Origin of the sequence: Allobosea lathyri, from assembly GCF_900108245.1 — a bacterium.
GTDB classification, from domain to species: Bacteria; Pseudomonadota; Alphaproteobacteria; order Rhizobiales; family Beijerinckiaceae; genus Allobosea; species Allobosea lathyri.
In genome coordinates, this window is the sequence record NZ_FNUY01000007.1 from 265,463 (window position 1) to 287,981 (window position 22,519).

The window sequence follows — 22,519 nt, forward strand, 5'->3', positions numbered from 1 at the left end:
GGAACAGGATATTCACTAAAATTTTAATGAAACCCTTCGCTACGGTCAAATGACGCGACATTCGCGTCCGGATCTCGAGCGAGCGATGCAACGGCGTCGAGGCGGGGCCAGCCAGGCTGGTTCGTCAGCCGATTGCCCACATCAGGGCTTTCCAAGCCATTCGGCCAAACCAGCCAACCCAGACGAAAGTGACGACAGCCACGCCCATCACAGCAAAAACGATAAGAACTCTGCCGAGAAGGATGCTCGTACGGCTCTCTTTCTCTTCCGGCACATTGTCGTTGGCCGGCCGGAGCGTCGCGACGTCCAGGTCGCTATGGAGAGCCTTCGTGCTAGATAAACGCAACGATTGCATGGAGAGGCTCTTGTATCGCTAAGATTGCGTTAAACACGCCAAGTAATCTTATGCGCCAATCGACAGAGAAAGAAAAGCGGCCGTCGTCACCTTGTGAACGGGTCGAAAGCTGTTCCTCAGCGCATCCAGCCGGCGCTCAATACGCTCTGACAGATCCATTTACGGTTTCCGACCGGGCAATGCCATGCCGCTGCCCATAGGGCATGGCAGCGGTGCAAAAAATCTCACGGGAGGACAGGATAGGTCGGGTCAGCCAGGCTCGTGCTGCCTATGCCACCGGCAAGGCCTCGGCCTCCGCGGGGACAGCCTTGGCCAGCCGCTGCTGGCGCCAGCGCAGAAGCCCCGCAAGTGCCGCCAGACAGAGCGTGCCGATGATCAGCAGGAAGGCTGCGGCGGCAACCGCCGGGCTGACATTCTCGCGAATGCTGGCGAACATCTGGCGCGCCAAGGTGCGCTGATTCGGCCCGGCAACGAAAAGCGTGATCACAACCTCGTCGAGCGAGGTCGCGAAGGCAAAGACAGCGCCCGAGACCACGCCCGGCATGGCCAGCGGCAAGGTGACCCGCCGAAACACATTGGCTGGATTGGCGCCGAGGCTGCTTGCGGCGCGCTCAACCGAAGCGTCGATACCCCCGAGCGAACCCGACACGCTGACCACGACGAAGGGCACGCAGAGCACGGCATGGGCGATGATGACCCCGAGATAGCTGCTGGCGAGCCCTAGCCGCGCGTAGAGAATCTGCATGCCCACGCCCAGAACCACCGCCGGCACCACCATCGGCAGCAGGAACACGACGCGCAGCACATCGGGGAACGGCAGCCGCGCATTACGCAGGCCAAGCGCGGCCAACGTGCCGATCACTGTGGATAGCACCGTCGCGCCGCTGCCGATGATCAGGCTGTTCACGATCGAGCGGCGCCAGGTCTCGCTGGTCTGCAATTCGACGAACCAGCGCGAGGAGAAACTCTCGATCGGATAGTTCAGGAAGACGCTGGAGTTGAAGGCGAGCGGCAGGATCGCGACGATCGGCGCGATCAGGAAGAACATCACCAGCGCGCCGAAGACGATCTGGGCCGTGCGGAGGCCGGGCGAGCGCTGCGCCATGTCAGGCCCCCACCATCTGGGGCGAGCGCGAGAGCCGGCCATAGACCAGATAAAGCGCGATCGTGACGGTGAGCAGGATGAGCCCGAGCGCGCCGGCCATGCCCCAGTTCGCCGTGCCTGTCGCGAAGAAGGCGATGACCGAGCTGATCATCTGGTCCTCGGCCCCGCCGATCAGCGCCGGCGTGATGTAATAGCCGAGCGCCACCATGAAAACGAGCAGCGAGCCCGACATCAGCCCCGGCAGCGTCAGCGGCAGCAGCACATGCCGAAACGCCCGCCATTGCGTCGCGCCGAGCGAACTCGCTGCCGGCATCAGGTTGCGGGGCACGCCGAGCAGCACGCTGTAGATCGGCAGCACCATGAAAGGCAGCAGCACATGCGTCATGGCGATGACGACGCCGGTGCGGTTGAAGATCAGCTGGATCGGTTTGTCGACGATGCCGATCGTCGTGAGGAAGCCGTTGATCAGCCCCTCATTCTGCAGAAGGATGACCCAGGCGGCGGTGCGCACCAGCAGCGATGTCCAGAGCGGCAGCAGCACGGCGAGCAGCAGGAGATTGCGCACCCAGCCGGTGCTTGCAGCCGCGATCATCGCATAGGGCAGTCCGATCGCGGCGCAGAGCAGCGTCACCATCAGGGAGATCGTGAAGGTCCGCAGCATGATGGTGCGGTTGGCGGAAACGTCGGCGACGACCGCTCCGGCGGTATCGCGCTTCAGGTCGATTGCGGCGAGCAGGTTACGGTCGGTATAGCGCGGCATCGAGCGCTGGAGCGCGAGCCAGAAATTGTTCTCGCCCCAGCGCGGATCGAGCGCGACGAGGTCCACTTGCTGGCCGGCAGGGGCCTGGCGCACGGCGGTGACGGTGCGCCCCAGCAACGTGCGGAAGCCCGAAACTTCGCTGTTCAGCCGCCGCACCGCATCGCCAAAGGCCAACTGCTCGGACGGCGTGCGCAGATCCGCCACCAGCGCATCCTGAACAGCCTTTGATGGAACCGCCTGCCCATCCCAACTGGCGATCGCGGTCGCGGTTTGCGGCAGCACCACGCGCACCGTGCCGTCGGTCACGGCCACCGCCATCATCGTGACCAGCGGCCAGATGAAGAAGATGGCGAGGAAGGCGAAAAGCGGCGCCACCAGCAGCATGGCGGAAAGCCGGGAGCGTGCGGACGGCCCCATCATGGCTCAATCAACGTGCATTCGGTGGGATCGAAACAGGCGAAGGCGGCACTGCCGATCGGCCCGATGCCGGCGCGCCGCTCGATCTTGGCGACCAGCGACAAGTCCTGCCCCGCCAGATGCGTGCGGACATGGTCGCCCTGGTAGACATGGTCGGAAATCGTCACGGGAACCGCGTTGCCCGCGCCGGCCTCCGTCTGAAGATGGACCCGTTCCGGCCTGACCGAAATCAGGATCGGCGCGCCGGCCGCGATGCCGGCCGGGTTCTCCGCCCGCAGCGTCACGCGCGGGTTGACCGAGACCTCGGCGGTGCCGTTGGCGACGCTGCGCACGACGCCCTCGAACAGATTGGTCTCGCCGATGAATTCCGCCACGAAACGGGTGCGCGGCCGGTCGTAGATGCCCTCTGGCGTGTCGAGCTGCTCGATGCGCCCCGCATTGAACAGCGCGATGCGGTCCGACATCGTCAGCGCTTCCGACTGGTCATGCGTCACGAAGATCACGGTGAGGCCGAGCTTTCTGTGCAGGTCGCGCAATTCGAGCTGCATATGCTCGCGCAACTGCTTGTCGAGCGCGCCGAGCGGCTCGTCCATCAGCACGACGGTCGGCTCGAAGACCAGCGCCCGGGTCAGCGCCACACGCTGCTGCTGCCCGCCAGAAAGCTGCGCCGGGCGCCGCTCCTTGAGATGGCCCAGCCTGACCATGTCGAGCGCGCGGGTGACCTGCCGTACCGTTTCGGCCTTGCCGACCCCGCGCATGAGCAGCGGAAAGGCGACATTCTCGGCCACGGTCATATGGGGGAACAGCGCGTAGTTCTGGAACACCACGCCCATATTGCGCCGGTGCGACGGCATGTTCTCGATCGGCGTGCCGTCAAGCCGGATCGAACCCTGGCTCGGATTCTCGAAACCCGCCAGCATCATCAGGAGGGTGGTCTTGCCGGAGCCGGACGGGCCGAGCAGGCTGAGGAACTCGCCCTTCTCGACCCTGAGATCGAGATTGTCGACGACCCGCAGCGAGCCGAACGACTTCGTCACCTGATCGAAATGGATGAACGGCGCCAAACAGAAATCTCCGGTCATGATCGATGGATGGGCGCGAAGTTCGGCCCACGGGTCGATGCTAATGCATTTTCGGGCGAAGTGGAGACAGCTGATGAGTCCCACTGCTCATTTGCCGAGCGCAACGATGTTTCGAGCGGCAATTCGCTTTCCCCTCAGCCCTCATCCTCAGAATCTGGCCTGAAATGATGATTGTGTTTTCAATGGCTTGGCCATGTCGAATAAAACGCCGTCATCCCGGGCGTAGCGCAGCGGAGACCCGGGATCCATTCCGGAGCGCCGTTCTGAAAGGTTCAGGCATGGATCCCGGGTCTCCCTTCGGTCGCCCGGGATGACGGCGCTTTGTTCGACGATGGCCAAGATTTGATTGCAATGCATGCTTTCACGGCCAGTCTCTGAGGAGCCGCGAAGCAGCATCTCAGGACCAAGGCTCGCATTGGCAAATGATGTCTCAGGGAAACGGCGCAGCACTACAATGCCGCGCCGTTCCAACTTTGCGAACCTTCTGGACTACTTCGCCAACCAGGCGTTGAAGCGCTTGGTCAGCTCCTCGACATTGTCGACCCAGAACGCGCCGTTCAGCGGAATGGCTCCGGGAAGATTGGCCGCCGTCGTCGGCAGGTCCTTCTGCTGCGCGGCGGGAACGGCAGCCGCCGCTTCCTTGTTGGGCAGGCCATAGGCGATGTATTCGGGCAGCTTCGACTGGTTGGCCGGCTCGCTGGCAAAGGCGATGAACTGCTCGGCAGCAGCCTTGTTCGGGCTGTCCTTGATGATCACCCAACTGTCGATGGCATAGATGCTGCCCGGCCAGACACCCTGGAAGTTCTTGCCTTCCGCCTTGTTGATGCCCGACAGGCGGCCGTTATAGGCCGTCGTCAGCGCGACCTCGCCAGAGGCGAGCAGCTGCAGGGGCTGGGCGCCGGCCTCCCACCAGACGATATGCGGCTTGAGCTCGTCGAGCTTCTTGAAGGCGCGATCGACGCCGGCCGAGGTCGCCAGAACCTTGTAGACGTCCTCAGCCTTCACGCCATCGGCCATCAGGGCGAATTCGAGCGAATATTTCGGACCACGGCGCAGGCCGCGCTTGCCGGGGATCTTCTGCACGTCCCAGAAATCGGCCCAGGAGGTCGGCGGGGTTTTGATGCGGTTGGCGTCGTAGCTGAGCATGGTCGACCAGACGATGGCGCCGACGCCGCAATCATTGACCGCCGCAGGCAGGAACTTGTCCTTGCCGCCGAGCTTGGCCCAGTCGATCTTCTCGTAGAAGCCGTCGGCGCAGCCGAGTTCCAGCTCCTCGGTCTCGACCTGGACGACATCCCAGTTCGGCACGCCGGCCTTCACCTTGGCCGCGATCACGCCGATGCCGCCATCCCAGCTCTCGTCGAGCACGGGCTTGCCGAGCTTCTTGGCGAAGGGCTCGAAATAGATTTTCTTCTGGGCGTCCTGATAGTTGCCGCCCCAGGACACCACGGTCAGATCGCGCGCCGAGGCCGTGCCGCCGGCGAGCAGGCCGAGCGCCAAACCGGCGCCAGCGAACCGCAAGAGTGCAGATTTCGTTGTCATGTCACGTCCCCTCATTTGTTGCTTATGGCGGCAGCAAAGCACGCCTCCGCCAGCGGCGACAGAATACTTGCCGCCCCTAAAGGCAGGGCGGTGAAGATATCGACCGTTTTGGCATGATGTGAAGCGTTTTCTTGGCCGTTACGTCAGGCTCGACGGCAGGGCCGATATGGGCACCGCCACCGCTAGTAGGTCGGCGGGTTGATCGCGCTGACGATTTCGCTTTGCCCCTCCGCGACATTGCGGAACCGATGCGGCAGGCGGCTGTCGAAATAATAGGCGTCGCCGACCTGCAGCGTCTTGGCGTGATTGCCGACCGTGACTTCGACGGCGCCGCGGATGACCATCCCGCCCTCCTGCGCTGTATGCGAGAAGGCCTCGCCGGTATCCGCGCCCACTGCATAGGTCTCGTGCAACATCAGAATCTGCCGGTTTGGGTGGTTGATCCCGATCACACGGTACGAAATCGCATCGCCGCTGCCGACTTCGGGCAGTTCGCCCGCCTCATAGAAGGGCGAATAGGACGACATCTGCTGCAGCTCGGAGAAGAAGCCGACGAGGGTCGTTCCAAGCGCCTCCAGAATGGCCGCCAGCGTATCGATCGAGGGGCTGATCCGGTCGCGTTCGATCAGCGAGATCGAGGAATGCGAGACGCCAGAGCGCAGTGCGAGGCGGCGAATGCCAAGGCCGCGGCGGCGGCGCAGTTCCCGAATTCCCGGTCCGACATGCGGCATCAGCGCGGTCCCATTATTCTGTACGTCTGGTGAATATACTAGACGGCAGCCCCAACGCCAATTGCGGACGCCTTGCCGGGGCCTCACCATCGGCCTCCCCACGCAGGGTACCTCCAAGGGAACGTCAATGCCGGACATCGACCCCGCTCTTCGCGAGCAGATCCACCATCTCAAGGCGCCCCGCACCGATGACGGTGGCGACACCCAGCGGATCGCGGAAACCGTGAAGGAGGTGCTGGACGCCGTGCGCAGCCGTGGCGACGAGGCGGTGCGGCACTATTCGAAGCTATTCGACAAGATGGACCCGGAATCGATCGAGGTTACGGCTCAGGAGCGTGCTGCCGCGCTGGCCGCTCTCGATCCGCAGACGCGCCGCGATACCGAATTCGCCATCGAGCGGGTGCGTGCCTTCGCGCAGGCCCAGCTCGCGACCATCCTCCCGCTCGAGCTCGAGGCCCTGCCTGGCCTGCATCTGGGCCACCGCGTCATCCCGATCCAGCGCGTCGGCGCCTATGTTCCCGGCGGCCGCTATCCGCTGCTGTCGGCGCCGGTGATGACGCTGGTTCCGGCCAAGGTCGCCGGCTGCGAGGAGGTCATCGCCTGCCTGCCGCCGACCGCCCATCCCGCCATGATCGCTGGCTGCCACCTCGCCGGAGCCGACCGCATCTTCCGCGTCGGCGGGGCTCAGGCAATCGCCGCCATGGCCTACGGCACGCAGACCATTCCGGCCGTCGACAAGATCGTCGGCCCCGGCAATGCCTATGTGAACGAAGCCAAGCGCCAGGTCTTCGGCCCGGTCGGCATCGACCAACTGGCGGGCCCAAGCGAGATCTTCATCGTCGCCGACGAGACCGCCGATCCCGAGATGATCGCGACCGATCTGCTGGCGCAGGCCGAGCATGACGTGCGCACGCGGGTCGGGCTGATCACCACCAGCCGCGCACTCGGCGAAGCGACCCTGAAGGAAGTCGACAGGCAGCTCGCAACGCTCTCGACCGCGCCGGTGGCCGGCCGCGCCTGGGCCGATTTCGGCGAGATCGCGATCTGCGCGAGCGAAGAGGCGATGCTCGCCTATTCCGACCATATCGCCGCCGAGCACCTGCAGGTTCACACCCATGATCCGCATGCGACGGCCGCGAAACTGCGCAATTACGGCTCGCTTTTCATCGGCCCGCTCGCCAGCGTGGTCTATTCCGACAAGTGCTGCGGGACCAACCACACCCTGCCGACCATGGGCGCGGGACGCTACACCGGCGGCCTCTGGGTCGGTTCTTTCGTCAAGATCTGCACGCATCAATGGCTTGATGCCCGCGGCGTCGCAGCCGTGGCGCCGCCCGCCATCCGCCAGAGCGCCAGCGAAGGGCTCGAAGGCCACAGGCGCGCGGCAGCCTTCCGCCTGGAGAACGCGCCGCGCAGCACCGACTAGATGCGATGACTTGATTACAACCGCGCCGTCATCCCGGACAAGCGGCGAAGCCGCGCAGATCCGGGATCCATCATAGGGAACAGCGTTCTACGATCGATCCCGGGTCGACCTGCGGTCGCCCAGGATGACGGCGTGTTTCCACGCAAAATCTTGAAGCTCTAGAGGCGGCCAGGGCTTCAGTCGTTGATGATGGCGCGCAGGAAGCGGCGCGTGCGCTCTTCGGTGGGATTCTCGAAGAAGCGCCGCGCCGGCGCCTCTTCGACGATACGACCCGCATCGAGGAGCATGGCACGGCTGGCGACGCTCTTGGCGAAGCCGATCTCATGGGTGACGACGACCATCGTCATGTTGTGCTCGTGGTGCACCTTGCGGATGACCTGAAGCACCTCCTCGCGCATCTCCGGATCGAGCGCCGATGTCGGCTCGTCGAACAGCATGAGCGAGGGTTTCATCGCCAGCGCCCGGGCGATCGCGACGCGCTGACGCTGTCCGCCCGAGAGCTGAAACGGATAGACATCCGCCTTCTCCTGCATGCCGACCTGTTCGAGCAGCGCCCTGCCCTGCTCCACAGCCTCACGCTGAGATACCCCGAGAATCTTCATCGGCGCGATGGTGATGTTGTCGAGCGCCGTCATATGCGGGAACAGGTTGAAGTTCTGGAAGACGAACCCCGTCGAGAGGCGGATTTGCTGCAGCGTATCGGCATTGGCCGTCTCGACATTGCGCCCGCCCACCGAAATGCCGCCGCGCTGGATCGTCTCCAGCCCGTTGATGCAGCGCAGGAGCGTGCTCTTGCCGCAGCCGCTTGGGCCGCACAACACCAGGACTTCGCCCTGCGCGACATCGATCGAGATGCCGTTGAGAACGCTGACCGCTCCATAGGATTTGTGGACGTCGCGAATGCGGATGAAGGCCGTCGTCGCCGCGGGAACCGTCGGGGCCGTCATCAGATCGGCTGCCATTTTTGAAGCCTTTCGAGCATCCGCATGAGAAGGGCATATCCCCAGATCAGCGCGACATAGAGCACGGCCGCTCCGGTATAGAATTCCAGCGGACGGAAGAACTGGACGGTGAGTTCCTGAGCCCGGAACATCACTTCGGGAACGGCGATCAGAACGGTGACGGTCACGTTCTTGATCACGGTGATATGGACATTGGTCAGGGACGGCAGCGTCGCGAAGAAGGCTTGCGGCAAGGTGATGTAGCGCATCACCTTCCAGCGCGAGAAGCCGAGCGATTGCGCCGCCTGCACCTGCGTCGCGGGGATGGCTTCCAGCCCGCCGCGAAACGCCTCGCAGGCGAGCGCCGCGCCGTTCAGCGACAGGGCGATGATCGAGCTCGTGGTCGGCGAGAACGAGATCCCCGTCAGGATCGGCATGACATAGTGGATCCAGATCAGCAGGACCACGACGGGAAGCGTGCGGAACAGGTCGACGAAGACGACGGAGAACCCGCGCATCAACCATCGCTGCGACATGCTCATCGCCGCCAGCACGACGCCGAGGATGGTCGTGATGATGATGCTGGGAAAACTCGTCCACCACGCATGCCACAGGCCGCCGGCAAGATAGGGGCCGTATTCGGTCAGGACGCCGAACTGAAATGTGTAATTCATGATTCAACCCGATCAGCGGTGATCCGACCAAAGGCAATTCCGCCTGCCGGGAGACGGGCGCCGATCCGCATCCGTCCCCGGCAGGAATAGACGACTAGCGCGGGCCGACAGCCAGCTCGGGCGGCAGGTTCCACTTCTCCGCGAGCCCGCGATACCAGCCGCGCAGCTTCATCGCGCGGACATAGGTGTCGAGGAAGACGAGGAGATCGAGATCGGCATAGCGAACCGCATGGTTCATGCTGGTCCACTCCGTCTGGTCGGCGGCGAACTTCACATTGCGAAGCTCGGTCGGCCGCTCCTGGGCGCGCAACTCATTCGAGACGGAATCGCCGATATAGGCTGTCGCCCGCCCCTGCATGACCTCGAGCACCGCCGCGCCCGTGTCGGAAAGCGGCGTGACCTTGGCCTTCTTGAAGCTGCGCTGGGCATATTGCTGGGCCGCCGTGCCCGAGACCACGGAGACGGTGTTGCCCTCCTTGTCGAGGTCAGCGAAGGAGCGCACCGGACTGTCGGCGCGAACCATGGCGGTGGAGGAGAGATAGCCGAAGGCTTCTCCGAACGCGACGGCGGTGGCCCGCTCGGGCGTCGCTCCGAGGCCGCTCATGATGACGTCCCATTTGCCGGCCTGAAGACCCGCCACGAGACCGCTCCAGGTCGTGTTGACGAGTTCGACCTTGATGCCCGTCATCGCCTCGAGGTTGCGGATATCGTCGACGATCAGGCCTTCATACTGGCTCGTCTTGGGGTTGAGCAGGACGAACTTGTTCCAGGGCGCGACGCCCACCACCAGCTTCTTCTCGGAGATGATCCGATCGAGCGTCGGCCCGGCCGAGGCGCCGGTGGACGAAAACGCGACGACCGCCGCGACGGCGGCCGAGGCGAGTGCATTGGCGATAGTTCTCAGCATGGTCTTCCCCTTTTGTTGGTGCTGTAAAACAGATCGGCTCTCGTGAGGTGATCGCCCGTCAGTGGACGGCATCGCGTTCGAGCTGCAGCTTTTCGAACCCCACGATGGGCGCAGTCGCGTTGGGGTCGATGACGACGTCGATGACATAGGGCGCCTCGGTCGCAAGCGCCTGCTTCAGCCGCGCGGCGATCGTCTCGGGATCGGTAATGCGCTCGCCCTTGCATTTCAGGGCGCGACCGACCTCCGAATAGTCGATGTCGAGGAAGTCGCATTCGAGATAGCGGCCCATCACCTTCAGCTCCCAATGCCGCTGGAAGGCGAGCGTCCCGTTGTTGAAGACGATGACCGTGACGTCGACGCCGTAGCGCGCCGCCGTTTCGAGTTCGTTGAAGACATAGCCGAAGGCGCCATCGCCGGTCAGGCAGATCACCTTGAGCGACGGATCGGCCATCTTGGCGCCGATCGCTGCCGGCAAGCTCCAGCCGATGCCGCTGGTTCCCCGCGGCGACAGGATGAAGCGGCCCGTGCGCGGCACGTCGATATGGCTCATCGCCCAGCCGGTGATGTAGCTGGCGTCGGTGACGATGAGCGTCTTGTCATCGACCTGAGCCGAAATCTCGGCCAGCAGACGCTCAGGGCGGATCGGCTGCTGCGTCGAGGTCGCGACCGGCTCGAACTCCGCCTTCCAGACCTGGGTCAGCTCCGCGATCCGCTTTGCAGGCGCCCCATCCGTGCGTGCCAGCCCGCGATCGGCGCAATGGGCCATGAGATCGCGCAGCGTATCCCTGACATCGCCGATCATCGCGATCTCGGTCGCGAAGTTGCGGCCGACCTCGGCAGGGTCGATGTCGAGATGGATCAGTTTGGTCTCCGGCTTGGGCAGCGACCAGTCGCTGTAGCAGAGCTGGCCCGTGCGCGAGCCCAGCACGAACACGACGTCGGCCTCGGCAAAGAGCGTGTTCGAGATCTGCCCCCGGCCGTAGCGGCCACCTGTGGTTGAACCCAGCGGTCCCGCTGCGAGCGGATGCGTGTCGGCAATCGCGCCGCGCCCTGTCATCGTGGTGGCCACCGGGCAGTCGAACAGTTCCGCCAGCATGCGGATTTCCTCGGATGCGCCGGAAATGATCGAGCCGCCGCCAGCGATGATCAGAGGCCGGCGCGCCGCCGACAGCAGCTCCGCCGCCGTCTCGATCGACTCGCGGCTCGCCCGCACCCGATTGGCCGGGAAATGCGTGTAGGCGGGATCGGCCCAGACCTGTGCTTCGGCCTCGGCGGCCATGACGTCGCCGGGACAGAGCAGGACGACCGGGCCGGGGCGGCCCGAGGTCGCGATGCGGAACGCCTTCCGCACGGCATCGGCGGCCTGCTCGGGCGTATCGATGCGCGTCACGTCCTTGACATAGGGCGCCAGCGCGACGGCGTGATCGAGCGCGCTGCTGGCGTTCTTGTTCTTGAGCCGCAGCGGATGGTCCTGGACCAGCGCGATCACCGGCACCGAGGAGCGCTGTGCCTCCAGGAGACCCGTGATCAGATTGGTGGCACCGGGCCCGAATGTGGCGGCGCAGACGCCGGGACGGCCCGTCACCTGGGCATAGCCATGCGCCATGATCGCCGCATGCTTCTCGTCGCGCACCGTCACGATCCGCGTGAACGCCCGGTCGACGGCGTGGAACACATGGATCGGGTCCTCCATGCCGAACAGGCAGGTCACCCCGTAGCTCTTGAGGGTCTCGTAAAGTAGCGCGCCGCCGGTGCCCCGCATTGGTGTCTCCTGTTGACATCCAGATAGTGTTGCGTATTATGCAACATGTTGATTATTTATGGTACGCAGCGGATTTGCTCTGCGTCAAGCCGTGAAGCCGGGGATTCATGAAATCGATCGAGAAGGCGGTGAGCGCCCTCCAGCTGCTCGTCGACTCCGGAGGCGAGCTCCGGGTCGGAGACACCAGCCGCCACCTGAAAGTCACCCGCAGCAGCGCCTCGCGCCTGCTGGCTTCGCTGGCGGGCGGCGGTCTTCTCGAGCAGGACCCGGCGACCCAGCGCTACCGGGCCGGCATTCTGGCCGTGCAGCTCGCGGCAAGCTTCCACCGGAATTTCGATCTGGTGGAACAGGCTCAGAAGGAAATGGAAGAGCTCGCCCGAAAGACCGAGCACACGGTCTGGCTGGGCGTGCTGTCGGGCGCCGAGGTCGTCGTCCTCAAGACGGCGCGGGGCTCGCAGCCGATCCAGTTCACGGTCGAGCCGGGTCACAGGCTGCCGGCCCATGCCGCCGCCATGGGCAAGGCCCTGCTCGCCGTGAAGAGCGACGCCGAGATCAAAAACCTCTTCGCCACGCCGGCCGAACCGGCGACCAAGCGAACAGTCGCCTCGGTCGACGACCTCATGCGCGAAATCGCGATGTCGCGCCTGCGCGGTTACTCCGTATCGAACCAGGAGCTGTTCGAGGGAGTGAAATCCATCTCGGTGGCCTTCGAGGACCAGCATAAGGGCATGAACATCGCCATCAGCGTCTCATATCCGCTCTTCGCCTTCGAAAGCGCCAGCGACCAGCCGGTCGTCGACGCGCTGCTGCTGTTCGCGCATGATTTCGGCACCCGCATCGGCGACAAGCGCTGGATCAAATAACCCGCCGAGCGCCACGCCGCGCAATGCGAGGCTGGCCGAACCACCTTGGATGGGCCATCATCGGCCGCCGTCGAATCTAAGAACGGGCGGGTGCGCGACGACTCTGGCGCGCGTGGGCGGATGACTGACGACGACCTCCGTTTGCAGGGCATGCGGAGGGGAGGTTCGACCGATGGGACGGCGCCGATGCGGAGGAGAACCTCGAGGCCCTCAGCCAGATGCTGGCGGCGGCCGGGAGCCCCGCGCGCGATGTCCACGCTCTGAGCCAGCCCGGCCTGGCCAGGGGCAGCGCCCGTGAAACAGCCCGAGACCAAGTCCGATACCAAGCCCGAGACCAAGTCCGAGAGATCGCAACCCGGCACGGCTGCGGCTCTCAGCGCGATCGTCACCGGCGCGTTGATCCTGCAGATGGCGAGCACCATCGTCCACACGGTCGTGCCGCTGCGCCTCGCGCTTGAGAAGCAGCCGCCCCTGCTCATAGGCATCGTCGGCTCGGCATACGCGGTCGGCTTCCTGATCGGCTGTTTCGCCATCCCCTCGCTGATCCGGCGGATCGGGCATATCCGGGGCTTTGCGGTATTTGCCGCGCTCCAGGCCGCGTTGACGCTGAGCCTGCCTTTGTTGCCGGTGGAGTGGTGGAGCCTGTCGCGCTTCATCATGGGCGTCGCGGCCGCCGGCCACGGCATCTGTATCGAAAGCTGGATCAGCGGCCAGGCGCGCTCCAGCCATCGCGGCCGTATCTTCGGCCTCTACCAGATCATGAACCGCATCGCCCTGATCGCGTCGCAGGTGGCGGTCGGCTATGCGGCAGTGCTCAGCCAGAACATCTTCCTGATCGCGAGCGCCGCCTTTTCGATCGCGCTCATCCCCGTCGGCCTCACCCGCGCGCGCGGCCCGGAATCGGCCTCGCTCGTCTCGGTCAAGCTGAGCACGCTCTGGCTCCACGCGCCCGCCGCCGTGATCGGCTGCCTCTTTGTCGGCCTGATGAGCGGACCTCTAACCAATGTCGCGCCGGCCTACGGCATCCTGATCGGGCTGGACCAGGCATCGGCGATCCTGCTGACGGCCGCGATCCAGATCGGCGCGCTCATCCTGCAATGGCCGATCGGTTTCCTGGCCGACCGGCTCGACAGCCGCATCATCATGCTCGGCGCCGCAACGACGGTCGTGCTGGCGGTGGCGACGCTGGGCGGTGTGCTTCTCGTCGGCTCCTCGCATTACCGGCTCTGGCTCTTCGGGCTATTTGCTGTGATCGGCGGCGGCAGCGTCCCGCTCTATACGGTCGCCGTGACCCACGCCTATCTCAGGCTGGGCCAGGAACGGGCGGTCGGGCTCTCGGCGGGGCTGCTCTTCCTGTGGGGGACAGGCGCGGCAATCGGCCCGGTCGCCGCTACAGGCTTCATGCAGGCCTTCGGCCCCCAGGGCCTGCTCGCCTATATCGGCGTCCTCTCGGCCGGAACCGCCGCCTATCTCGTCATGCGCCTGATGAAGAAGCCCCCGAGCACCGATCCCAACGCCGACTACCCGACGCTGCCACCATCGATGCCCGATATCGGACCAAGGCCGCGCTAGGGGCGAACTCGGGCTCCGGTTTGTTTCGCGTTTTGGTTGGGAGCGCTGTCATCCCGGACAAGCCGCATAGCGGCGCCGATCCGGGATCCATTCCGGAACCTCTATCGGACGCGCTCCGGAATGGATCCCGGGTCTCCGCTACGCTCCGCCCGGGATGACTAACCGCATTTACTTGAACGCGAAACGATCTAAGCCGACATCCTGTCCCGGTCCGGAGTCGGAGCAAGTGACGGCGGCGTCCACTCCGCCACTGCACTGCGCCCCATCGCCGTGAGCGCATAGACGCCGCGTTCGGAGCGCTCGAACCAGCCATAGACATTCCGATGCAGGATCTTCTGCGCATCGGGACAGGATCGCTTGAGATCGCGCGGCCGTTGCGGTGCCGATGTCATCGCTGCCGCGCAGGCAAGCGCCTGCTGGCGATAGGCCGTCATGACCGGCTTGCGCGTGCCTCCGCCGACGACTGGATCGCCCTGGCGGCGCCTGTGTTCATCGACCAGCCGCGAGCGCCGTCGCGGGTCTTTCCGGGGCGTCGGCGCGGTCGGGGACACGAGCACCTCGACATAACCGGCCTTGCTGACACCGAGCAGCCCGAAGCCGAGGCGACGGCAGAGATTGCGATATCGCGGATCGCTTTCACGCCCCTTGCCCTTGATCGAGAGCTGTGCGGCCAACCAGATTTCGTCCCCGACGCTCATCCGGTCCACGCCCTGCAGGATGAGCTCGAGGTTGAAGGTCAGTTTCAACTCGCCGATCACGACCACGGCCGGTTCATCGTCACGCAGCGCGACGAGGTCGCAGTGCCCGATCTCGCCCTTGACGATGTAGCCCAGGCCTTCGAGGAAGCGCTTGACGGGCAGATAGAGAGACGTTTCCACGCAGCACCTCTGGATCGGTCGACATTCCCCGATATGCAGCCAGAGTCGTTTCAGAGTGGCAAACACAGCCGCGAGCAATCGGGCGGGAGCGTCACGCCGCGTGCTTGACCGATCCTTCGACGATTACGTGCGGCTGGTCGCCGTCGAGAACTTCGACGCGAGCGCGCACGCCATAGACATCGGCGAGCAATGCCGGGGTCACGATCTCGCGCGGCGCGCCGAGCGCCACCAGGCGCGAATGAGCGAGCACCATCACCTTGTCCGCGAAGCGCAGCGCCTGATTGATGTCATGGATCGAGATGAGCACCAGCATGCGGCGTTCATGCGCCAGCCGCCGGACCAGCGAGAGCACCTCGAACTGGCGGTGCAGGTCGAGCGCGCTGGTGGGTTCGTCGAGCAGCAGGATGTCGGGCTCGCGCGCCAGCGTCTGGGCGATGGAAACGAGCTGGCGCTGGCCGCCCGAGAGCTCGCCCAAGCCGCGAAAGGCGAGGTCCTCGATCTCCAACTCGCGCAGCACCGCATCGATGCGCCGCAGTTCGGCATCGCTGACCGACCAGGAACCGCCCTGCTTGAAGGCGAGCAGGATCGATTCATAGACGGTGAGAACCGCGTTCACCGCCGTGTCCTGCGGCAGGTAGCAGGCGCTGGGGCGGGCTCGCCCGGCCACGATGCTGTTGCCGGAAATCGAAACTTGACCCGTGCCCAGAACAAGACCGGCGATGCGGCGAAACAGGCTGGACTTGCCTGCCGCGTTGGCGCCGATCACCGCCACGACCTCCCCGCCCCTCAATTCCGGCGTGTCGACCCCCTGCAGCACCATGCGGCGGCCATAGGAGACGCCGACGCCTTTGAGCGCGAGGCTTACCATGCGCGTTTCCTGCTCGACATGATCAGGCTGAAGAAGAAGGGCACCCCGATCAGGGCCGTGACGATGCTGATCGGGAAGATCAGCCCGGGGATCAGCGATTTCGAGACGACCGAGGAAGCCGAGAGGATCGCAGCCCCGGCCAGCGCCGACGCCGGCAGGAAAAAGCGCTGATCCTCGCCGATGACCATGCGCGCGATATGCGGGCCGACCAGCCCGATGAAGCCGATCGTCCCCACGAACGAGACAGGCACGGCGGCAAGCAGGCTGACGAGCAGCATGATCTCGAGCCGCAGGCGCCTGACATTGATGCCAAAGCTCGCCGCCTTGTCGTCGCCCAGCCGCAGCGTCGTCAGCGCCCAGGCATGACGGAAGAAGAACGGCAGGCTCAGCACGAAGACGCCGGTTGTGATGGCGAGCTTGCTCCAGCTCGCTTTGGTCAGCGAGCCCATCATCCAGAACACCACCGCGCCCAGCGCCTGCTCGGAAGCGAAGAACTGCAGCAGCGCCAGCAGCGCATTGAAGGTGAAGACCAGCGCGATGCCGAGCAGGATCACCGTTTCCGTGGTGACGCCGCGAGACTGGCTGAGGACATGAATCAGCAGCGCGGTCGCCATGGCGACGAGGAAGGCGTTTATCGGCACGATGTAGTCAGCGGCGATCGGCAGGAGCCCGACGCCGAAGACCAGCGCCAGCGCCGCGCCAAAACTCGCAGCCGCCGAGATGCCCAGCGTGAAGGGGCTGGCGAGCGGGTTGTTCAGGATGGTCTGCATCTGCGCGCCCGCAACCGCCAGCGACGCCCCGGTGACCACCGCCATCAGCGCGACCGGGAGACGGATGTCCCAGATCACCACGCGCAGCGCTGCCGGCACGCCCGCCGGATCGAGGAGAGCATCGAGCACCTGCGTCGCGCTGTAGCGCGCGGGGCCGAGCATGAGATCGACGACGAAGCTGGCAAGCAGCAGGCAAAACAACCCGGCCAGGATCAGGCGCCGGCGGAAGCTCAGCGCGCGATAGGCGAAGCGTGCCTCCGTTCCCTGCGCGGGTGCGGTCGCGGTCACTGTCGAGCTCACTTGCAAGTTCACTTGCGAATTCACTGGCGCTCGACCGTGACCCAGTAGCCGGGCTCGTAGGGCAGCGGCAGGAAGCGCTCATGCAGCGTCTTCAGCGTGGCGGAGGCATCGATGTCCTTGAACAGTTCGGGATGCAGCCAGGTCGCGATCTCCTGGATCGCCACGAACTGATAGGGGCTGTTGTAGAACTGGTGCCAGACGGCGTGGACGCGGCCATTCTTCACGGCCTGCGTCTGCGCGAAGGCCGGGCGCATCGCCAGCGCGGCGAGCTTGCGGCGCGCCTCCACCATGTCGTTGCCGGGGCCGAGGCCGACCCAGGCCCCGCCGGGCACATAGGCGCCCCAATTGCCGCCGGTGATGATGACGACTTCGGGATTGGCCGCCACGACCGCCTCGGCATTGACCGTGCCGAAGGTGCCCGGGATCAGGTCGGCGGCAAGGTTCCGGCCGCCGGCGATCTCGACCATCTTGCCGAAATTCTCCTTGCCGAAGGACATGCAGCAATCATCCGAGAACCCGCCCGCGCGCTCCATCATCACGACGGGCTTCTTCAGGTTCTGCACCTTGGCGAGGCGGTCCGTGATCTTGGCGATCTCGGCCGCGCGGAAGGCGATGAAATCCTCTGCGATCGCCTCCTTGCCGAAGAGCTTGCCGATCAGCCGCATCGACGGCTCGGTGTTCTCGAAGGGCTTTTCGCGGAAATCGACATAGGCGACGGGGATGCCGACCGAGGCGAGCTTCTCGACGAGGCTCGCCTCGTCGCTGGCGACCTTGGCCTCGACATTCAGGAACAGCACGTCGGGCTTGAGCGCGATCGCCTGCTCGATATCGAAGGCGCCCTCCTTCATGCCGCCAAAGCTCGGGATTTTGGCGATCTCGGGATAGCGCGCGAGATAGGCCTTGTAACTGTCCGGATCGGCCTTGGAGAGGTCGTCACGCCAGCCGACGACGCGCTTGAAGGGCGCATCCTTGTCGAGCGCGGCGACGAAATACATCTGCCGCCCTTCGCCGAGGATGACGCGCTGGACGGGCGCCTCGACCTCGACCTTGCGGCCGAGCACATCGGTGACCACGACTTTTTCGGCAAAGGCCGGCAGCGAAGCGATGAGGGACGCGGCAAGAAGCGACCCACGAAAAAGTCCGCGCAAGGAAACCATGAGATCAGCCTTCAAGATGAACTCGTTGGGTCCTATGGTCAGCATTCAGGAGACGCAAGATTTATGTTCTGGAATTACTCTAAACAAAAACAAAACTCGCCACTTCAGGACACTGATCTTTCCGCAGCGCCAGAGTCACATGCCGCTTGCTTCCCGGTGCCCTTTCGTGGTTTTGACGCGCGATAGAACGCAAAAACGAATGTCGCGGATCATGACGGCACTGCATCACAATCTCAGCCTCAAGGACGAGATTCGCGACTACTGGTCGATGCGGTCGGAAACCTTCGACACCATGCCCGGCCATGAGATCTTCTCGGACGACGAGCGCCGGGGCTGGCTTGAGCTGTTCGCGCGCCATCTCGGCGACGCCCAAGGCGGCCGCGCCCTGGACCTCGCCAGCGGAACCGGCGTCATCTCCCTGCTTCTGGCAGAACTCGGCTACAGCGTGACGGGGCTGGATCTCTCCGAGGCGATGTTGGCGCGGGCTCGTGCCAAGACCTCCGGCAAGCCGATCAAGCTCTATGCGGGCGATGCCGAGGATACATTCGAGGCCTCCGATAGCTACGATGTCGTCGCGACACGTCATTTGGTCTGGACGCTGCCCGACCCGCCTGCGGCCTTCCGCGAATGGTTCCGCGTGCTGAAGCCCGGCGGCCGTGTCGGGATCGTCGATGTCGACATGATCAATCCGCGCCCCGGCAACGGAAAGGCGCTGCGTGTGCTCGCGCGGCTGGCACGAAAGATCGCCAATCCGCCGCCGCCAGGCGCCCATGCCGCTGTTCACAACGACATCGTCTCCCGCGTCTATTTCTCGACAGGTTGCCGCCCTGAAGAGATCGCGCGCCTCCTCGGCGAGACCGGATTCGTCGACATCGCCATCGATCGCAACCTGCGGGCGATCCATCGCGCGCAGGGCCGTTTCATGCCGCTTCACCAGCGGCTCGAACGCGCCAGCCAGGACCGCTTCATCATCTCGGCCCGCAAGCCCGGCTGAGTCCAAAGCCCGGCTAAGTCGAAGAAACCGAGAATTGGGGCCCGCTTCAGGCTTGTACAAAAGCCGGCGGTGACCGGCAGATCGCGCGCACACAGTCGCGCAACCAGCGATGGGCAGGGTCTGCATCCAGCCTGGGATGCCAGAGCAGGGAAACGGTGATCTCGGGCACCGCGACGGGGAGCGGAAACGTGATCATGCCGGCGCGCATCGTCTGCGTATGACGCTCGGGCACGGCGGCCACGAGATCGGAGGCCCGTGCGAGCGCCAGCGCGCCAGAAAAACCACCCACGATCGTCGCGACTTCGCGCCGCAGCCCGACTGCCTCCAGCGCCTCATCGATCGGACCCGCATCGCGGCCACGGCGCGAGACGAGGATATGCCGGCAGGCGGCATAGCGATCGGGCGTGACCTCGCCTTGCGCCAGTGGATGTCCCTGGCGCACGACACCGACGAACCGATCGGAGAATAGCGCCTGCGCCCGGATTTCCGGACTCTGCGCCGGCCCGATCACACCGGTTTCGAGATCGACGCTGCCATCGCGCAGCGAGGCGCTGTCCTTGTCCGGCTTCTGCACGAAGCGCAGCCGCACGCTGGGCGCCTCCTCCTGCAGGCGCACGATCAGCGCCGGGCCGAAGGCTTCGACGAAGCCGTCGCTGGCGCGGATCGAGAACGTCGCGACGAGGCGCTGCAGATCGAGCGCCGAGGCGGGGCGCAGCATCTCTTCGGCCTCCTGCACGACCGGCCCGACACGCGCCCGCAATTCAAGCGCGCGCGGCGTGGGCACGAGGCCGCGCCCAGCCCTGACCAGGAGCGGATCGCCGGTCGTCTCGCGCAATCGCGCCAGAGCCCGGCTCATCGCCGAAGGGCTGAGCCGCAAGCGCCGGGCAGCAACGGCGACGCTGCCTTCGGCGAGCAACACATCGAGAGTGACGAGCAGGTTGAGATCAGGCGGTGTCATGCCGGCAAGACTAGCACAGTCAATGGTGACATGGCGTTTCATGCACTGATCGAGTGCAAAAGCTGCGCCTTCCGCCACGCCACGCACGCCGCTATCTGCTTCGAAACACCTTTTCGGAGCTCATCATGATCCCCTGTCGCTTTGCTCCCGTCCCGGTTCATCGCCTTCCCCAGCCCGTCTCGACATCGCGCTGCTTGCTCGCCCTGTCGCAACCAGCCTCGCCGGCAGCGGAGAGGCGGAAGCAATGCCTGTGAACATCCAACACTCCCTCGAAGCCGCGCCGATGCGAAGCGCCTCCGCGCGATGGGGCCTCACCGGCCTGTCGCTTTGCATGCTGCTATCGTCCCTCGGCACCAGCATCGCCAATGTCGGCCTGCCCGCATTGGCGCAGGCCTTTTCCGCCTCCTTCCAGCAGGTGCAATGGGTCGTTCTCGCCTATTTGCTCGCCATCACCACGCTGAGCGTCGGCGTCGGGCGGCTCGGCGACCTGTTCGGGCGCCGCCGTCTCCTCCTCGTCGGCATAGCCCTCTTCACGCTGGGGTCCGCAGCATGCGGCCTCGCCTCCGGATTGCCGGGACTGATCGCAGCACGCGCTGTCCAGGGTTCGGGCGCCGCCATCATGATGACGCTGAGCCTCGCGCTCGTCGGAGAGGCCCTGCCGAAAGACCGGACCGGCAGCGCCATGGGTCTGCTGGGCACGATGTCGGCGGTGGGCACGGCGCTTGGGCCCTCGCTTGGCGGCGTTCTCATAGCGGGTTTCGGCTGGCGGGCGATTTTTCTCGCAACCTTGCCCTTCAGCGTCCTCGCCTTTGCGATCATAGGGCGTGGTCTTCCGCCCGATCGCTTCAGGGAGACGGGAGACAGGCCGCGCTTCGACATGCTCGGCACGCTGCTGCTGGCCGCGACCCTGGCAGCCTACGCGCTGGCCATGACCTGGGGGCGCGGCAGTTTCGGCCCGCTCAACGCTGCGCTCCTGTTGGCCGCTGCTGCCGGAGCCGGCCTGTTCGTCTACGTTCAGGCAAAGGTGACCTCCCCACTGATCCGCCTCGCGATGCTGCGCGAGCCCGTCCTGCGGACCGGTCTGCTCACGAACATGCTGGTCGCGACGGTGATGATGACGACGCTCGTCGTCGGTCCCTTCTATCTCGCAGGAGCGCTAGGCCTCGATGCAGCCGGCATCGGCCTGGCGATGGCTGTCGGGCCGGTGGTCTCGGCCCTGTCGGGCGTGCCGGCCGGCCGCCTGGTCGATCGTTTCGGCGCGCGGCTGATGACACTGGCCGGGCTCGCGATCATGATCCTCGCCGCCCTGCTCCTTGCGGCCCTGCCGCTGCGGGTCGGCATCGCCGGCTACATTGTAGCGCTGATGGTCCTCACGCCCGGCTACGCGCTGTTCCAGGCGGCCAACAACACGGCCGTGATGAGGGACATCGGCCCGGACCGGCGCGGGCTGGTCTCGGGAATGCTGAGCCTCGCCCGCAATCTCGGCCTCGTCACCGGCGCGTCTGCCATGGGCGCGGTGTTTGCCTTCGCCTCGCGGGCCGACGGCATCGCGACCTCAACGCCGGACGTGATCGCGACCGGCATGCGCATCACCTTCGGCCTGTCCGGTGGCTTGCTGCTCCTGGCCCTGGCCATCGCGATGCGCGCCGGACAACCCCGCACCGGAGGCACGAGTACCTCGCCTTGAACGCCGCCCTTCACGCAGCTGCGGCATTTTTCCGATAAGGCTCCTGGCGAGGAGGCGCCCATCATGAGCATAGCGAACGACGCCCGTTTCTGGGACCGGGCGTCACGAAAATACGCCAAAGGTGCGATTGCCGATCAGGCTGGATACGAGCGCACGCTGGACCGGACCCGCGCCCTGTTGGGACCGGCCGACAGGGTGCTGGAACTGGGCTGCGGAACCGGAACGACGGCGCTCCGGCTCTCAAGCGATGTTCAAACCTATCTTGCGACGGATGTTTCCCCCGGAATGATCGCAATTGCCAATGAGAAGCACGCGGCCAAGCCTATTCCGGCCCTAGCCTTCCGCACCGCGACCGCAGAAGCGCTTGCGCCCGACGCCGGACAGTTCAACGCGGTTCTGGGATTCAGCTATCTCCATCTGGTCCGCGACCTGCCCGGCACGCTGCGCCGCATCCACGCCTTGCTCGCGGCGGAGGGCCTGTTCATTTCCAAGACACCCTGCGTCGGGGATATGAACCCGCTCATCCGGCTTGCCTTGCCCGCGATGCGCGCGATCGGCAAAGCCCCCTATGCCGGCGTCTTTCGGGCGGCGGAGCTCAGCCGGCATATCCACGCCGCAGGCTTCGATATTCTCACCACGGAAAACCACGCAACGAAGGGCAACGACAACCGCCCCTACATCGTGGCTCGCAAGAGGTGACGTGAACGTCGGGCTTGCGTGGAAACCCGTCCAATACGTCTCCCGCGGCCGGTTAGATCAAAGCCCCGTTG

General features: G+C 65.2%; 21 protein-coding genes. 6 read left to right on the plus strand and 15 right to left on the minus strand.

The window, feature by feature from the left end:
• Positions 1–124: 124 nt before the first annotated feature.
• The 6 genes from C4S73_RS17805 to C4S73_RS17830 form a co-directional block, all read right to left on the minus strand.
• Positions 125–355, minus strand: coding sequence for a hypothetical protein (locus C4S73_RS17805; protein ID WP_103873847.1), 231 nt, complete (start codon positions 353–355; stop codon positions 125–127).
• 268 nt (positions 356–623) lie between these two features.
• On the minus strand, positions 624–1,460 hold the full coding sequence (locus tag C4S73_RS17810; protein ID WP_103873848.1) for an ABC transporter permease: 837 nt from the start codon (positions 1,458–1,460) through the stop codon (positions 624–626).
• Position 1,461: 1 nt separating this feature from the next.
• Positions 1,462–2,640 (minus strand): ABC transporter permease, encoded by a 1,179-nt coding sequence (locus C4S73_RS17815; RefSeq protein WP_103873849.1) that lies wholly within the window; start codon positions 2,638–2,640, stop codon positions 1,462–1,464.
• A complete protein-coding gene (locus C4S73_RS17820; protein ID WP_200828038.1) occupies positions 2,637–3,719 on the minus strand; it encodes an ABC transporter ATP-binding protein in 1,083 nt (360 codons plus the stop codon). The genes C4S73_RS17815 and C4S73_RS17820 overlap by 4 nt, the downstream gene beginning before the upstream one ends.
• Positions 3,720–4,208: 489 nt before the next feature.
• Positions 4,209–5,261, minus strand: a complete 1,053-nt coding sequence (locus C4S73_RS17825) for an ABC transporter substrate-binding protein (protein ID WP_103873850.1) — start codon at positions 5,259–5,261, stop codon at positions 4,209–4,211.
• A gap of 182 nt (positions 5,262–5,443) precedes the next feature.
• Positions 5,444–5,992: a cupin domain-containing protein gene (locus C4S73_RS17830; RefSeq protein ID WP_103873851.1), complete on the minus strand. Its 549-nt coding sequence runs from the start codon at positions 5,990–5,992 to the stop codon at positions 5,444–5,446.
• A gap of 127 nt (positions 5,993–6,119) precedes the next feature.
• Here C4S73_RS17830 and hisD point away from each other — a divergent pair, with 127 nt between their 5' ends.
• Positions 6,120–7,418, plus strand: coding sequence for a histidinol dehydrogenase (gene hisD, locus C4S73_RS17835; RefSeq protein ID WP_103873852.1), 1,299 nt, complete (start codon positions 6,120–6,122; stop codon positions 7,416–7,418).
• 176 nt (positions 7,419–7,594) lie between these two features.
• Here hisD and C4S73_RS17840 read toward each other — a convergent pair whose 3' ends face one another.
• The 4 genes from C4S73_RS17840 to C4S73_RS17855 all read right to left on the minus strand — a co-directional run bounded on the left by C4S73_RS17840 (position 7,595) and on the right by C4S73_RS17855 (position 11,702).
• Positions 7,595–8,365: an amino acid ABC transporter ATP-binding protein gene (locus C4S73_RS17840; protein WP_103873965.1), complete on the minus strand. Its 771-nt coding sequence runs from the start codon at positions 8,363–8,365 to the stop codon at positions 7,595–7,597.
• Positions 8,365–9,033: an amino acid ABC transporter permease gene (locus C4S73_RS17845; RefSeq protein ID WP_103873853.1), complete on the minus strand. Its 669-nt coding sequence runs from the start codon at positions 9,031–9,033 to the stop codon at positions 8,365–8,367. The genes C4S73_RS17840 and C4S73_RS17845 overlap by 1 nt, the downstream gene beginning before the upstream one ends.
• 94 nt (positions 9,034–9,127) lie before the next feature.
• Complete coding sequence (locus C4S73_RS17850; protein WP_160115821.1) at positions 9,128–9,940, minus strand: transporter substrate-binding domain-containing protein; 813 nt, start codon at positions 9,938–9,940, stop codon at positions 9,128–9,130.
• Positions 9,941–9,998: 58 nt separating this feature from the next.
• Positions 9,999–11,702: a thiamine pyrophosphate-binding protein gene (locus C4S73_RS17855; RefSeq protein ID WP_103873855.1), complete on the minus strand. Its 1,704-nt coding sequence runs from the start codon at positions 11,700–11,702 to the stop codon at positions 9,999–10,001.
• Between the two features lie 107 nt (positions 11,703–11,809).
• Here C4S73_RS17855 and C4S73_RS17860 point away from each other — a divergent pair, with 107 nt between their 5' ends.
• Both C4S73_RS17860 and C4S73_RS17865 read left to right on the plus strand, forming a co-directional pair.
• Positions 11,810–12,565, plus strand: a complete 756-nt coding sequence (locus tag C4S73_RS17860) for an IclR family transcriptional regulator (RefSeq protein ID WP_103873856.1) — start codon at positions 11,810–11,812, stop codon at positions 12,563–12,565.
• A gap of 294 nt (positions 12,566–12,859) precedes the next feature.
• Entirely contained in the window at positions 12,860–14,137 is a 1,278-nt protein-coding gene (locus C4S73_RS17865; RefSeq protein WP_103873857.1) for an MFS transporter, read from the plus strand.
• 188 nt (positions 14,138–14,325) lie between these two features.
• On the opposite strand, the gene C4S73_RS17870 is transcribed toward C4S73_RS17865, so the two are convergent.
• The 4 genes from C4S73_RS17870 to C4S73_RS17885 all read right to left on the minus strand — a co-directional run bounded on the left by C4S73_RS17870 (position 14,326) and on the right by C4S73_RS17885 (position 18,110).
• Positions 14,326–15,015 carry a DUF2161 domain-containing phosphodiesterase gene (locus C4S73_RS17870; protein WP_103873858.1) on the minus strand — a complete coding sequence of 230 codons (690 nt, stop codon included), beginning with the start codon at positions 15,013–15,015 and terminating at the stop codon, positions 14,326–14,328.
• 91 nt (positions 15,016–15,106) lie between these two features.
• On the minus strand, positions 15,107–15,883 hold the full coding sequence (locus C4S73_RS17875) for an ABC transporter ATP-binding protein (RefSeq protein ID WP_103873859.1): 777 nt from the start codon (positions 15,881–15,883) through the stop codon (positions 15,107–15,109).
• Positions 15,877–16,941 carry a FecCD family ABC transporter permease gene (locus C4S73_RS17880; RefSeq protein ID WP_103873860.1) on the minus strand — a complete coding sequence of 355 codons (1,065 nt, stop codon included), beginning with the start codon at positions 16,939–16,941 and terminating at the stop codon, positions 15,877–15,879. The genes C4S73_RS17875 and C4S73_RS17880 overlap by 7 nt, the downstream gene beginning before the upstream one ends.
• 32 nt (positions 16,942–16,973) lie before the next feature.
• The gene (locus tag C4S73_RS17885) at positions 16,974–18,110 is read right to left on the minus strand and encodes an ABC transporter substrate-binding protein (RefSeq protein WP_103873966.1); all 1,137 of its coding nucleotides are present in this window, start codon (positions 18,108–18,110) and stop codon (positions 16,974–16,976) included.
• Here C4S73_RS17885 and C4S73_RS17890 point away from each other — a divergent pair.
• Positions 18,019–19,104: a class I SAM-dependent methyltransferase gene (locus C4S73_RS17890; RefSeq protein ID WP_342210579.1), complete on the plus strand. Its 1,086-nt coding sequence runs from the start codon at positions 18,019–18,021 to the stop codon at positions 19,102–19,104. The genes C4S73_RS17885 and C4S73_RS17890 overlap by 92 nt on opposite strands.
• A gap of 46 nt (positions 19,105–19,150) precedes the next feature.
• On the opposite strand, the gene C4S73_RS17895 is transcribed toward C4S73_RS17890, so the two are convergent.
• Positions 19,151–20,062, minus strand: coding sequence for a LysR family transcriptional regulator (locus C4S73_RS17895; protein ID WP_103873861.1), 912 nt, complete (start codon positions 20,060–20,062; stop codon positions 19,151–19,153).
• 244 nt (positions 20,063–20,306) lie between these two features.
• On the opposite strand from C4S73_RS17895, the gene C4S73_RS17900 reads away from it, so the two are divergent.
• Together C4S73_RS17900 and C4S73_RS17905 are read left to right on the plus strand one after the other, a co-directional pair.
• Positions 20,307–21,749 (plus strand): MFS transporter, encoded by a 1,443-nt coding sequence (locus C4S73_RS17900; protein ID WP_103873862.1) that lies wholly within the window; start codon positions 20,307–20,309, stop codon positions 21,747–21,749.
• Between the two features lie 63 nt (positions 21,750–21,812).
• The gene (locus C4S73_RS17905) at positions 21,813–22,448 is read left to right on the plus strand and encodes a class I SAM-dependent methyltransferase (RefSeq protein WP_103873863.1); all 636 of its coding nucleotides are present in this window, start codon (positions 21,813–21,815) and stop codon (positions 22,446–22,448) included.
• The last annotated feature ends 71 nt before the right edge of the window (positions 22,449–22,519 follow it).